Below are 12,512 nucleotides of genomic sequence, written 5' to 3' on the forward strand. Positions count from 1 at the left end.
GTGGCGCGCACGGTCCTCGTCGTCGACGACGAGCCGCACCTGCGGGAGCTGGCCGCCCTCAGCCTGGAGCGCGTCGGCGGGTTCGCGGTCCTCACCGCCGGCTCCGCGGAGGAGTGCCTCGCCGCCGTCGCCGAGCACGGCCCCGACCTGGTGCTGCTGGACGCGATGATGCCCGGCACCGACGGGCCGGGGACGCTGGCGCGGTTGCGCGCCGCACCGGCGGGCGCCGCGGTGCCCGTGGTCTTCCTCACCGCCAGCGTGCAGCGCCACCAGGTCGCGCAGCTGGGGGCGCTGGACGTCCTGGGCGTCCTGAGCAAGCCGTTCGACCCGATGGAGCTGTCGGCGCAGGTCTGCGGGCTGGCGGGCTGGCACGGGCCGTGACCTCCGCCGTCGCCGAACCCGCCGCCCTGCTCGCGGCCCCCGGCCGCACGGCCCTCGTCGTCGACGACGACGAGATGATCTCCCACCTCGTCTCGGCCGGCCTGCGCGCCGCGGGCATGACCGTCGTGACCGCCTCCGACGGCCGCGAGGCCCTGCAGCGCCTCGCCGAGGCCGTGCCGGACGTCGTGGTCTCCGACGTCAACATGCCCGGCATGGACGGCTTCGCCCTCGTCAGCCGCCTGCGCGCCGAACCCGCCACCCGCGCGGTGCCGCTGGTGTTCCTCACCTCCCGCGCCGAGGCCTCCGACGCGCTCGCCGCGCTGCGGCTGGGCGCGGACGACTACGTGCGCAAGCCGTTCGACCTGACCGAGCTGGTGGCCCGGGTCGTGGCGAAGCTGGACCGCCCACCGGTACCGGTCGACCAGCTCCTGCACGACCCGCGCACCGGGCTGCTCTCGCCGTCCGCGATGGCCGCCGAGGTGGGCCGGGAGGTCGAACGGGCCGGCGCCGGGGGCCGGCAGGGGGCCCTGGCCGTCCTGGAGGTCGCGGAGCTGTCGCCGCTGCGGGCGCGGTTCGGCGCGCGCGGCGAGGCGGAGCTCGCGCTGCAGGTCGCGGCCGTGCTGGGGGCGGCGACCACGGCCGTCCCCGGTGCCCGGCTGGGCCGCGCCCAGGACGGGCGGTTCCTCGCGCTGCTGCCCGACGTCGCCCCCGACCGCGTGCACGAGCTGCTGGCGGAGGCGTCGCAGGAGGTGGTGCGTCGCCGCGTCACCGTCGCCGGGGAGGCCCTGGACCTGACGCCCGTCACCGGGTGGGTCGCCCTGACCGACGTCGTGGGCGCCGAGCACCCCGTGGACCCCGACGCCGACCCCCGCGGCGCTGCGGGGACCGGGGAGCGGGCCGTGGCCCTGGCCGCCACCGCGGCCGGGGCCGCCTCGATGCACCTGGACCTGCAGCCGGTGCGCTGGACGACGCAGCTGGGTGGCGTGCCCGTCCCCGCGCAGGCTCCGGCCGGCCCGTCGCGGTGGCGGCGGTGGCGCTCGGCGGTCCGCACCCCGTTCCAGGTGCTGCTGACGCTGGTCGTGGGGGTCGTGGTCCCGTTCCTGGTGTACGTCGCCGTCTGGCGGTTCACGGGGATCGACCTGGGCCCGGTGGCGTACCTGGTCGTCGTGGGCGCGCTGGTGGTGACGGCGGGGTCCATCTGGGTGGAGGGCCTGCTGGCGCTGGACCCGGTGCGCCCGCCCGCCGAGACCGGCGGACCGCACCCGCGCGCCTCGGCGATCATCGCCGCGTACCTGCCGAACGAGGCCCTGACGATCGTGGAGACCGTCGAGGCGTTCCTGGCCCAGGACTACCCCGGCGAGCTGCAGGTCGTCCTCGCCTACAACGGACCCGACCGGCTGCCGGTGGAGGACGCGCTGGAGGCGATCGCGGCGCGCGACCCGCGCTTCGTGCCGCTGCGCGTGGAGGGTTCCACCTCCAAGGCGCAGAACGTCAACGCGGGGCTCGCCGTGGTGAGCGGTGAGTTCGTCGGCGTGTTCGACGCCGACCACCACCCCGAACCCAGCTCCTTCCGGCGGGCCTGGCGCTGGCTCGGCGGCGGTTACGACGTCGTGCAGGGCCACTGCGTCGTGCGCAACGGCGACGCCAGCTGGGTGGCGCGCACCACCGCGGTCGAGTTCGAGTCCATCTACGCCGTCAGCCACCCGGGGCGGGCCCGCCTGCACGGCTTCGGCGTCTTCGGCGGCTCCAACGGCTACTGGCGCACCGACCTGCTGCGCCGCACCCGCATGCACGGGTTCATGCTCACCGAGGACATCGACTCCAGCCTGCGCGTCGTCGAGGCCGGTGGCCGGATCGCCAACGACCCGGCCCTGCTGTCGCGCGAACTGGCCCCCACGACGCTGAAGGCGGTGTGGAACCAGCGGATGCGCTGGGCGCAGGGCTGGTTCCAGGTCTCGCTCAAGCACCTGCCGAGGGCGTGGGGTTCCCCGCACCTCGGGCTGCGGCAGAAGCTGGGCATGACGTTCCTGCTGGGCTGGCGCGAGGTGTACCCGTGGATCTCGTTGCAGGCCTACCCCGTGGTGGCGTACCTGGCGTGGCGCTCCGGGGGTCTGCAGAACCTGGACTGGGCGGTCCCGCTGTTCGTCCTCACCACCCTGTTCACCACCTCCGTCGGTCCCGGCCAGACGCTCACCGCGCGGCGGGTGGCCGTCCCCGAGATCCGCCGGCAGCGGTGGTGGTTCCTGCGGTACCTGTTCGTGTCGTCGTTCTTCTACACGGAGTTCAAGAACGTCATCGCGCGCGTCGCGCAGATCAAGGAGTTCACCGGTGAGCGGGAGTGGAAGGTGACCCCGCGCAGCGTGGTGGTCGCAGGGGCACCGCCGGTGCCCGGACCGCGGGACGGGAGCGGGTCGTGAACGAGACCGAGGCCATGCGGGCGTTGACCGCCGACCTGTGGGAGCAGCTGCGCCCGCTGGTGCGCGCGCGCCTGGAGCAGCTCGACGAGTGGGTCGCGACCGGCCAGCAGCTCGACGGGCGCGCGGAGGCCGTGCGCACCGCGCACAACCTGTCCGGTTCGCTGGGCAGCTACGGCCGCCACGAGGGCTCCCTCGCCGCCCGGGCGCTGGAGCACGCCCTGCTCGCCGACGAGAGCCCGGGCCTCGTCGTCGACCTGGTCGCCGCGCTGCACCGGGCGGTGGACGCGTGAGCCGGCACCCGACCGCGGCACCCGGCGGCCCGTCCGCCGGTGGCCGCCTGGCGGGGCTGGAGGGGTACCGGGGGATCGCCGCGGTGCTCGTCGTGGTGTTCCACGTCTACCAGGAGCTCCGCGTCGACGGGGAGTACTTCCTGGTGGGCACGTGGGCCCACCCGTGGCTGTACGCGCTGGACACGACGGTCGACCTGTTCTTCGCCCTCTCGGCGTTCCTGCTGGCGCTGCCCTACCTGCGCAAGGCCGTCGCCGGGGAACGCCCCCTGGGGGCCGCGGAGTTCCTGCGCCGCCGCGCCGTGCGCATCGTGCCGCTGTACTACCTCGTCATCACCGCGGTGTGGGCCACCCGCAACGGCAGCCTGCCCGGCGAGTGGCGGGACCTGCTGGAGCACCTGACGTTCACGCAGGTGTTCGACGACCAGCGCATCTTCTACACGGTGGGCCCGGCGTGGTCGCTGGCCGTGGAGGTGCAGTTCTACGTGCTGCTGGCCGTGCTGGGGGCGGCGGTGTGCGCGGTGTGCCGCCGGGCGCGGCGGCGCGGGTCGCGGATCGCCGTCGCCGCCGCGTCCGGGCTGCTGCTGGTCGCCGTGGGCGTCGGGTGGAAGCTCGCCGCGCACGCGCTGGGGCGTCCGGAGACGGACTGGAGCACCTGGTTCTCGCTGCCCGCGAAGCTGGACGTGTTCGGGTTCGGGGTGCTGCTGGCGCTGCTGGTGGCCCTGCGGGGCACCGCCCCCTCGCGGCTGCTGCCGCCGCTGATGGTGGTGTGCTCCGCCCCGCTGCTCCTGGCGGCGGTGTGGGCGGGCACGCAGCAGGGGCTGGCCGCCGAGCTGCGGCACACCCTCGCCGGCGCGGGCTTCACGCTGCTGCTGGGCGCCACCGTCCTCAGCGGTCCCCGCTCGGTGGCCGCCCGGGCGCTGGAGGCGCGGCCCGTGGCCTTCCTCGGCCTGATCAGCTACAGCCTGTACCTGTGGCACGAGCCGCTGATGCTGTGGATGACGGCACTGCCGGTGTGGCCGACGACGTCCAGCCCGGCGACGCTGGCCCTGGGGACGGCGCTGCTGCTGCCGGTGGCCGTGCTGGTGGCCTGGGCCAGCTACTGGGTGGTCGAGCACCCCGCGGGCGCCCTGCGCCGGACCCGGACCGCGGACGGCCGTCCGCGCCTCTACTACGGCGAGGGCGCCGGCTGACCGGCCGGTGACCGTGCGGGGCCGGCCGTGCGGGCCGGCCCCGGGGGCGGAGGGCATGGGATTCGAACCCATGAGGAAGGAGTGGGTACCTCCCTAGCGGTTTTCAAGACCGCCGCCTTCAACCACTCGGCCAGCCCTCCCGGCGCCGGGCCAGTCTACGGACCGGCGCGGCGCCCGTGCGGTCGCCTCAGCGCCCGGCGAGCAGCGGGGCGAGGGCGCGCGCCATGTCGCGGGCGCGGGGCAGGTCGCGGGCGGCGGCGGGCCGGCGCACGGCGAGGACGCCCTCGCCGGGGGCGGGGTCGGTGACGTCGAGCACGACGGCGCGGCCGTCGACGAGCATCGCGTCGAGGAGGCGCTCGGCGTCGGGGGCGGCGGTAGCGACCCGCGAGCGCAGCAGGTGCCCGACGGCGGTGGTGCGGGCCAGGCGCAGCAGGAGCTTGTCGTCGTCGAGGTGGTTCAGCTCCGGGCGGCGCACCAGCAGCCGGGCCAGAGCGGCGATCTCGGCGGCGGTGGCGGGCGGAGGGGGCGCGGGGGCGGTGCGGGGGCGGGAGTGGTGCTGCACGGTGGCTTCCTCGGGGCTGCGCACGGTGTCAGCCCCGGGTGGGCTGTCCGCTCCCCCTGGTTCTCGGCGCCGGGGGGTCGGGCCGTGATGCGCCGTTCGGGGGGTCGTCCTGGGGTAGCGTCGGGCGACCGTCGTCCCCGATCACCGAGCGAGTCCACGTTGGCCGAAGCCCTGCGCTGCGTCGTCGTCCTGCCCACGTACGACGAGGCCGACAACGTCGCCGAGATGCTGGAGCGGGTGCTCGCCTGCCCCGTCGCCCCCGACGTCCTCGTGGTGGACGACTCCTCCCCCGACGGGACGGGCGCGATCGTCGAGCGCGTCGCCGCGACCCACCCGCCGGGGCGGGTGCGGCTGCTGACCCGCACCACGAAGGACGGCCTGGGCGCGGCCTACCGGGCCGGGTTCGCGCACGCCCTGGCCACCGGGGACCACGACGTCGTCGTGCAGATGGACGCCGACGGGTCGCACCCGGTGGAGGCGCTGCCCCGGATGCTGGCCGAGCTCGCCGACGGCGCCGACCTCGTCCTCGGGGCCCGCTACGTGCCCGGCGGGGCCCTCGACGACGCCTGGCCCTGGTACCGCAAGGCCCTCTCGCGCGGGGCGAACGTCTACGCGCGGCTGCTGCTGCGCGCCCCGGTGGCCGACCTCACCGGCGGCTTCAAGGCCTGGCGCGCGGACCTGCTGCGCTCGCTGGACCTCTCGCAGCTGACCGCCGCCGGCTACGCGTTCCAGATCCAGACGACGCTGGCGGCGCTGCAGGCGGGCGCGACGGTGCGCGAGGTGCCGATCCTCTTCACCGAGCGCACCCGCGGCACCTCGAAGATGTCCAAGGAGATCATCGGCGAGGCGATGCTCGCGGTGCTGCGGATGCGCCGGCACGGCCCCACCGGGCGCCGCTGAGGCCCGCTCCCTCAGGCGGGGAGCGCGGAGACGTTCACCATCCAGTCGACCCCGAAGCGGTCGATGAGGGCGCCGTACTCGTCGCCCCACACCTGGACCTCCAGCGGGGTGGTGACCTCCCCGCCCTCCGCGAGACCGGCGAAGCAGGCGCGCAGGTGCGCGGCGTCGTCGCCGGAGAGGCAGAGGGCGACGTTCCCGCCGGTGCTCGCGGCCGCCCCCGGCATGGCGTCGGAGACCATGAGGGTGAAGCCGTCCGGGGTGTCGAGCTGGCCGTGCATGACGCCGTCGGGGTCGGCGCCCCCGCCGCCCCCGCCGAACTCGGCGAAGGTGGAGACGGTGACCTCCCCGCCGAGCACGGAGCGGTAGTGGTCGAGGGCCTCGCGGGCGGTGCCGGCGAGGCAGACGTAGGGGCTCAGACGGGGTGCCACGGGGAACCTCCTGGGAACGGGCCGGGGGTCCGGCGCCACCGCCCGGCGGGTCCGGGCGGACACCCTGGGGACCCGGGGCGGCCGCGGGACTCATCGGTGCCGCGGCGGCGACCACCCCGTGATTGCGTCACGTTCGGTGATCTGGGATGGTCACCCGGTCAGCAGCGCCGCGAAGCGGTCCACCGTCCCGCGCGGTGCCTCCTCGGCTCGACCGGGCTGCCCGACACGTCCGGAGCACGCTCGCGGGAGGTCGACAGGTGCAGGGCCAGGTACGGGACGACGACGCCGACGCCGTCGCCCAGCTGCTGGAGCTGGCCCGCGACATCTTCGGGACCCCGGTGGCCGCCCTCACCCGGGCGACGGGGGCGACGCACCACCACGTCGAGCAGACCGCGAGCAGCCTCGACCCGCACGCCACGGTCCGGCTGCTGGCCGACACCGACCTGGACACCTGCCGGCTCGTCGTCGACGTCGTCCGTCCCGACGGCGAACCCGGCGGGCGGATCGTCGGGGTCCACCACGAGCCGGTGGAGACCCTGGGCTCGCGCCAGCAGGAGGCCCTGCACGTCGTCGCGGCCCTGGTCGCCGGGGTGCTGCACCACCGCGAGCGCCGCCGCGTCGAGCACGACGACCGGGTCGCCTCCCTCGACGCGCTGCTGGCCGGTCACGGCCGCCTCACCGTCGTGCAGCCCATCGTGGACCTGCGGGCCGGGCAGGTCGTGGGGGCGGAGGCGCTGAGCCGGTTCACCGGTCCCGAGGGGGCCGCCCGGCGTCCCGAGCAGGTGTTCGGCGACGCCCGGTCCGCCGGGGTGGGGGTCCAGCTGGAGCAGGCGGCCATCGCCTCGGCCCTGCCGCTGCTGCGGGAGGTGCCGGCGGGGGCGTACCTGAGCGTGAACGCCTCCGCGGAGGCGCTGCTGGACGAGCGCACCCACGAGCTGCTGCTGTCCGGGCACCCGGAGCGCCTCGTCGTGGAGATCACCGAGCACGACCCGGTGCCCGACTACGACGCCCTGACCGCGGCGACGGCCGCGCTGCGCGCGCACGGGGTGCGGATCGCCGTCGACGACGCGGGGGCCGGCTTCGCGAGCCTGCAGCACGTCCTGCACCTGACCCCGGACGTCGTGAAGCTGGACACCGCGTTCGTGCGGGGCATCGACGTCGACCCCGCCCGCCGGGCCGTGGCCCGCGCGCTGGTGGGCTTCGCCTCGGAGCTGGGCTCGACGATGGTGGCCGAGGGCGTGGAGCGGGCCGGGGAGCTGGCGGTCCTGCGCGACCTGGGGGTGGAGTGCGGCCAGGGGTACCTGCTGGGCCGGCCCACCGCGAGCCCCGCGTGGGGCGAGCGGGGCAGCGACACGACGACCGTCGTCCTGTCCCGGCACCCGGAGCACGAGGAGCCCCCCCACCCGGTCGGGTGAGGGGGCTCTTCGGGCGTGCGGTGGTTCAGAAGGTGACGATGCTCAGCGCGCCCTTGCCGTAGCGGGTCACCTCGACCGTGAGGTCGAGACGGCTGCCGGTGCGGGTCGCCCAGTCGGCCACGTCGGGGCGCAGGGCCTCGCCGGGCGCGTAGCTGGCGTACAGCTTCAGGTGCGCGGCACCCTCCACGTTGAACAGCGACGCCATGATGTTGAGCACCTCCTTGGCGTTGACCGTGAGGTTCTCCGGCAGCTCCCGGTCCTCGATGGCGGCTTCGCTGGCCCCGGGGGGCAGCAGGCCGATCGAGGCGCCGGCGTGGGCGGCCAGCGCGAAGTCGAAGACCACGACGGCCTTGGACTTCAGGTGGTCGTCCACGTACAGCCCGACCAGCGACCCGGGCTTGCCGCCGACCGGCACGGGCCGGCCGTCGGCGAGCTCGACGTCGCGGTTGAGCAGGTCGGAGAGCAGGTTGCGGATGGCGAGGTTGGAGGGCAGCGGGTTGACCTCGAACTTCACCTCCCCCTGCGCGACGGCCGTCGTGGCGGTGGCCGGGCCGGCGTCGCCGCCGAGGACCGGGGCCAGCGCCGCGGCGAACTGCTCGGGGGTGAAGGGCTTGGCGATGAGGAAGAGGGCGCCGGCGGCGGCGGCCTTCTCCCGCATCTCCTCCGAACCCTCCGACGTCACGAAGCCGAACGGCACGTCGAGCCCGGAACCGCGCAGGTTCTGCAGCATCTCGTAGCCGCTGGCCTCGGGCATGTTCCAGTCCGAGAGGACGATGTCGGGGTTCTCCTTGCGGACCGCGTCGAACCCCTCCTTGCCGTTCTCGGCCTGGACGACGTCGACCCAGTCGAACCCCGCCTGGCGCAGCGTGCGGATGACGATCTGCCGCATGACGCGGCTGTCGTCGACCACCAGGGCCTTCACGGGATCACCCCTCCTGCGTCTGGTCGCCGGCGGCGGCCAGCCACACCTCGAACGTCAGCCAGTGACCCTGCCAGCTCCCGTCCAGGCGCGCCGCGAGGCGGCCGGAGGAACCGTGCAGGGGCTTGGCCGTCGAGACGACGGGCAGGCCGAGCGGGCCGGCGTCGGGGACGAGCGCCTTGATGTTGCCGCCGACGATGTTGGCGACCTCGCCGAGGGAGTCGTAGACGTCCTCGTCGGTCAGGTCGCCGTCCTCCTGCAGCAGCGCCGCCGACAGCGGCACGGCCGCCGCCTTCTCGACGCTGACCGTGACGATGCCCGGGCGGCCGCCGGAGATCGTCACCGAGGCGCAGAGGATGTCGCCCTCGATGTCGTGCGGGTCGAAGGAGGGGGCGAGGTAGTCGGTGTGGGCGAAGTACGACGCCCACATCTGGTCGACGATCTGCTCCAGGGCTTCGTCCTCGACGTAGTCCATGGCGACGTCGTGGCCGTTCTCGATGGTGTCGGTCACGCCTGGCTCACCTCCGGCAGCAGCCCGAGCAGGGACAGCTTCTCCTCCAGCGCGTCCACGGTGAACGGCTTGATGAGGTACTCGTGCGCACCGGCGGCCAGGGCGCGGACGATCTGCCCGTGCTCGGCCTCGGTGGTGACCATCATCAGCGTCAGCGCGCGGTACTCGCGGTTCGCCCGGACCTGCGTGACGAACGTGAGACCGTCCATCACCGGCATGTTCCAGTCGACCGTGGCGAGGTCGGGCAGCGGGCCCGCCTCGAGGACCTTCAGCGCCTCGGCGCCGTCGGCCGCTTCGACCGTCTCGTACCCGAGCTTCCGCAGTGCACCAGCGATGATCTTCCGCATGGCGCGGGAGTCGTCGACGACAAGAGCCCTCATGCCTGACCTCCGTTCTTGGGACGGTGGACCGAAACCCTTCCGATGAGTTCGCGGTCCCAGTTCTCATCGACGCCGAGCGTCGTTTCTGCACCCCCGAGGAACATGTATCCCCCGGGCTTGATGACCTTGCGGACCCGGGACAGGATGTCCCGCTTGGTCTCCAGGTCGAAGTAGATGAGCACGTTCCGCAGGAACACCACGTCGAACTGCCCGAGGGCGGCGTAGGAGCTCGTGAGGTTCAGCTGCTGGAAGCGCACCATCTTCTTGAGGTTGTCGTTCACCTGCCACTGGGTGCCGACCCGCGTGAAGTGGCGCACCAGCAGGGGCGCCGGCAGTCCGCGGTTCATCTCCAGCTGCGAGTAACGACCCGCCTTGGCCTTCTCCAGCACCTCGGTGGAGAGGTCGGTGCCGATGATCTCGGCGCGCCACCCCTCCGCGACGACGCTGTCCTGCAGCCCCATGGCCAGGCTGTAGGCCTCCTGGCCGGTGGAGGAGGCCGCGGACCAGACGCGCAGGGAGCGCGTCGTGGCCCGGGCCTGCTTGAGGGCGGGGACCACGGCGGTCGAGAACGCCTGGAACGGGGCGCCGTCGCGGAACCACGACGTCTCGTTCGTCGTCAGCGCCTCGACGATGGCGGTCTGCGCGCGGCGGTCGGGGCGCAACCGGATGCCGTCGACGTAGGCGGAGACGTCGGCCGCGCCCGCGGCGCGTGCCAGGGGCACGAGCCGGGACTCGACGAGGTACTCCTTGCCCTTCTCGAGGACGATCGCACTCTCCTTGCGCACGAGCGTGCAGACCCAGTCGAAGGCCGTGGGCGTGAGGGCCATGTCACCACCTGCCTTGGGAGGGACGGGCCGCGGGAGCGGCGGGGCGGGACGCCGGCGGACGCGCCGGCGGGGTGCTGCGGGTGGGGCTGGTCGAGACGGTGGGGCGGGTGCTGCCGGCCGCCGGGGGGCGCGCGGCCGGGGGGTGCGGGGCCGACGCGGTCCGGGCGCCCGGCCCGAGCCGGCGCTGGATCGCGTCGGCGATGGCCGACAGGGGCAGGACCTCGTCCGCGATGCCCTCGCGGGTGACGGCACCGGGCATCCCCCAGACCACCGAGGTGGCCTCGTCCTGGGCCAGGACCTGGCCGCCGGCGGCCGCGATGTCCTTGCAGCCGAGCTTGCCGTCCGACCCCATGCCGGTGAGGATCACCGCGAGGAGCTCCCCGCCGAAGGCGGCGACCGCCGAGCGGAGCATGACGTCCACCGCCGGTCTGCAGAAGTTCTCGGCAGGTCCCTGGTGCAACTTGATCACCATCTGCGGACCGCGCCGGGCGACCTCCATGTGGAAGTCGCCGGGGGCCACGTAGACCGTCCCGGCCACGACGGGTTCGCCGTCGGTGGCCTCGACGACGCGCAGGGCGCTGCTCTTGTCCAGCCGCTGGGCGTAGAGGCGGGTGAAGACGGGGGGCATGTGCTGGGTGACCAGCACGGGCACGCCGAGGGTGGCGGGCAGCTTCGCCAGGACCGCCGAGAGGGCCTCCGGGCCCCCGGTGGAGGAGCCGATGACGAGCGCGCGGGGGGTCTTGGCCGCACCGGTGGGGGTGCGGGTGGTCACCGGCGTCGCCGGGCGGGCCGGGGTCGCGGCGGGTGCGCTGGGCGCGGGCGCCGCGGGGGGCGCCGCGAGGTGGCCCAGGTGCGGCACGAGGGCCTTGATCTTGGGGATCAGCTGCTGGCGCACCGACTCCATCGACTCCGCGACGCTGCCCACGTTGGCGGGCTTGGTGACGTAGTCGGAGGCGCCGGAGGACAGCGCCTCGAGGGTGGCGGTGGCGCCGCGCTCGGTGAGGGTGGAGAACATGATGACCGGCAGCCGCCGGTCGATCTTGCGGATCTCCTTGATCGCCTCGAGCCCGTCCATGACGGGCATCTCGATGTCGAGGGTCACGACGTCGGGCTTGAGCTGGAGGATCTTCTCCAGGGCGAGCTTGCCGTTGGCGGCCGTGCCGACGACCTCGATGGCCGGGTCGGAGGCGAGCACGTCGGTGACCAGCCGCCGGACGACGACGGAGTCGTCGACGGTGAGCACCTTGATGCGTTGACTCACGCCGCACCTGACCTTCCCTGGCGACGGCGCAGGGGTCGGCGCCGTGGAACGCCGCCCGGGCCTGGGCGGCTCCTCTTCCATCGGCCGCCGGTGGCCAACCCTGAAGCCCGCGTCCCGCTCCTCGTCGCTGCGCGCACACAGCTACTGTGCGTCGCCAAGCGGTCACGCGTCGACCGGTGCCGCGTCGCCCCCGTCCCCCGGCGGGGATCCCGCGCAGTGCTGCGGGATCCCCGCCGGAGGTGCGGCCGGCGCTGCGCGCCGGGGGGGGTCAGGCGCGGCGGCGGCGCAGCAGGACGACGACGAGGGCCGCGAGGCCGAGGGCCAGGCCCGCACCCGCGAGGCCGCGGGCCACCGGGTCCGCCCCCGGCGCCGCCGTGGTCGAGGCCGCCGGGGTGGTCGCCGGGGTGGCGGCCGCCTCGGCGTGCGACCCGCCGTGGTGGTCCTCGCCCGCCGCGGTGGTGGTGAACTCCGGCGCGGGCTTGTCCGGCTCCCCGGCCCCCTCCGCGGCGACCTCGCTCCAGTCCGCGACCTCGCCGTCGGCGTAGGTCTGGACGGTGGGCAGGACCACGCGGGTCCCGGCCCCGGGCAGGGGGCCGACGTTGGCCTCGAACTCCTCGAACTGGCCGACGGCGATCCCCGCCGACCCCGGGTCCGCGGTCCAGGTGACGCTCAGCGGCGCCTTCGTCAGGGTCGTGCCGCCGACCTCGACGGGCGCCGGCAGCGCGCCCTCGGTGACGACGGCGCTCCAGCCCGCCACGGGCCGGACCGCGACGTAGGAGAAGGGGTGCTCGGTCGGCAGGGAGACCCGCACCGACGTCGTCGCGGCGGTGTCGGACTCGTTGGGCACCCGGAACGTCACGACGCTGTAGCCGTCGGCGGCCGTCGTGTCGGGGGTGGCGTGGACGTGCGCCGCGGCGGGCACGGCGGCCAGCAGGAGCGCACCGCCCGCGGTGGCGGCGACCGCCAGGGCGCGGCTGGTCCGGGCGCGCGCGGGCAGGGTGGAGCGCAGGGTGGAGCGGTTCACGGTGTCT

12 protein-coding genes, 1 tRNA gene and 2 pseudogenes are annotated in these 12,512 nt (G+C 74.7%); 6 read left to right on the forward strand and 9 right to left on the reverse strand.

All coding sequences use genetic code 11. From position 1 onward, the window contains the following. Genes KRAD_RS09485 through KRAD_RS09500 form a run of 4 tightly spaced genes read left to right on the forward strand, consistent with a single transcriptional unit; the run spans position 1 to position 4,278 of the window. Positions 1-381: a response regulator gene (locus tag KRAD_RS09485; RefSeq protein ID WP_012085349.1), complete on the forward strand. Its 381-nt coding sequence runs from the start codon at positions 1-3 to the stop codon at positions 379-381. After that, the gene (locus tag KRAD_RS09490; protein ID WP_012085351.1) at positions 378-2,798 is read left to right on the forward strand and encodes a response regulator; all 2,421 of its coding nucleotides are present in this window, start codon (positions 378-380) and stop codon (positions 2,796-2,798) included. The genes KRAD_RS09485 and KRAD_RS09490 overlap by 4 nt, the downstream gene beginning before the upstream one ends. Beyond that, complete coding sequence (locus KRAD_RS09495; protein WP_041291997.1) at positions 2,795-3,088, forward strand: Hpt domain-containing protein; 294 nt, start codon at positions 2,795-2,797, stop codon at positions 3,086-3,088. Before KRAD_RS09490 ends, KRAD_RS09495 begins: the two co-directional genes overlap by 4 nt. After that, positions 3,085-4,278: an acyltransferase family protein gene (locus KRAD_RS09500; RefSeq protein WP_012085354.1), complete on the forward strand. Its 1,194-nt coding sequence runs from the start codon at positions 3,085-3,087 to the stop codon at positions 4,276-4,278. The genes KRAD_RS09495 and KRAD_RS09500 overlap by 4 nt, the downstream gene beginning before the upstream one ends. A gap of 47 nt (positions 4,279-4,325) precedes the next feature. On the opposite strand, the gene KRAD_RS09505 is transcribed toward KRAD_RS09500, so the two are convergent. Both KRAD_RS09505 and KRAD_RS09510 read right to left on the reverse strand, forming a co-directional pair. Next, positions 4,326-4,418 (reverse strand) — tRNA-Ser (locus tag KRAD_RS09505). Between the two features lie 47 nt (positions 4,419-4,465). Further along, complete coding sequence (locus KRAD_RS09510) at positions 4,466-4,864, reverse strand: hypothetical protein (protein ID WP_012085356.1); 399 nt, start codon at positions 4,862-4,864, stop codon at positions 4,466-4,468. A gap of 135 nt (positions 4,865-4,999) precedes the next feature. Between KRAD_RS09510 and KRAD_RS09520 the strand changes: the two genes are divergently transcribed. Continuing rightward, on the forward strand, positions 5,000-5,740 hold the full coding sequence (locus KRAD_RS09520; RefSeq protein WP_041292000.1) for a polyprenol monophosphomannose synthase: 741 nt from the start codon (positions 5,000-5,002) through the stop codon (positions 5,738-5,740). An 11-nt stretch (positions 5,741-5,751) separates the two neighbouring features. Here KRAD_RS09520 and KRAD_RS09525 read toward each other — a convergent pair whose 3' ends face one another. Continuing rightward, complete coding sequence (locus tag KRAD_RS09525; RefSeq protein ID WP_012085358.1) at positions 5,752-6,168, reverse strand: VOC family protein; 417 nt, start codon at positions 6,166-6,168, stop codon at positions 5,752-5,754. Positions 6,169-6,425: 257 nt separating this feature from the next. Here KRAD_RS09525 and KRAD_RS24200 point away from each other — a divergent pair, with 257 nt between their 5' ends. After that, positions 6,426-7,583 (forward strand): EAL domain-containing protein, encoded by a 1,158-nt coding sequence (locus tag KRAD_RS24200; protein ID WP_012085359.1) that lies wholly within the window; start codon positions 6,426-6,428, stop codon positions 7,581-7,583. 565 nt (positions 7,584-8,148) lie between these two features. Here KRAD_RS24200 and KRAD_RS27815 read toward each other — a convergent pair. The 6 genes and pseudogenes from KRAD_RS27815 to KRAD_RS09560 all read right to left on the reverse strand — a co-directional run. Then, a pseudogene (locus KRAD_RS27815) lies at positions 8,149-8,505 on the reverse strand (response regulator); the annotation flags it as partial. Positions 8,506-8,509: 4 nt separating this feature from the next. Then, positions 8,510-9,013: a chemotaxis protein CheX gene (locus KRAD_RS24205; protein ID WP_012085361.1), complete on the reverse strand. Its 504-nt coding sequence runs from the start codon at positions 9,011-9,013 to the stop codon at positions 8,510-8,512. Continuing rightward, positions 9,010-9,393 carry a response regulator gene (locus tag KRAD_RS09545; RefSeq protein WP_012085362.1) on the reverse strand — a complete coding sequence of 128 codons (384 nt, stop codon included), beginning with the start codon at positions 9,391-9,393 and terminating at the stop codon, positions 9,010-9,012. Before KRAD_RS09545 ends, KRAD_RS24205 begins: the two co-directional genes overlap by 4 nt. Positions 9,394-9,476: 83 nt before the next feature. Continuing rightward, positions 9,477-10,220 (reverse strand): annotated as a pseudogene (locus KRAD_RS09550) (CheR family methyltransferase); the annotation flags it as partial. Position 10,221: 1 nt separating this feature from the next. Then, entirely contained in the window at positions 10,222-11,481 is a 1,260-nt protein-coding gene (locus KRAD_RS09555; protein ID WP_012085364.1) for a protein-glutamate methylesterase/protein-glutamine glutaminase, read from the reverse strand. A gap of 268 nt (positions 11,482-11,749) precedes the next feature. Next, positions 11,750-12,505: a YcnI family copper-binding membrane protein gene (locus KRAD_RS09560; RefSeq protein WP_012085365.1), complete on the reverse strand. Its 756-nt coding sequence runs from the start codon at positions 12,503-12,505 to the stop codon at positions 11,750-11,752. Positions 12,506-12,512: the final 7 nt, after the last annotated feature.

The sequence above is a fragment of the Kineococcus radiotolerans SRS30216 = ATCC BAA-149 genome, assembly GCF_000017305.1.
Lineage (GTDB): Bacteria > Actinomycetota > Actinomycetes > Actinomycetales > Kineococcaceae > Kineococcus > Kineococcus radiotolerans.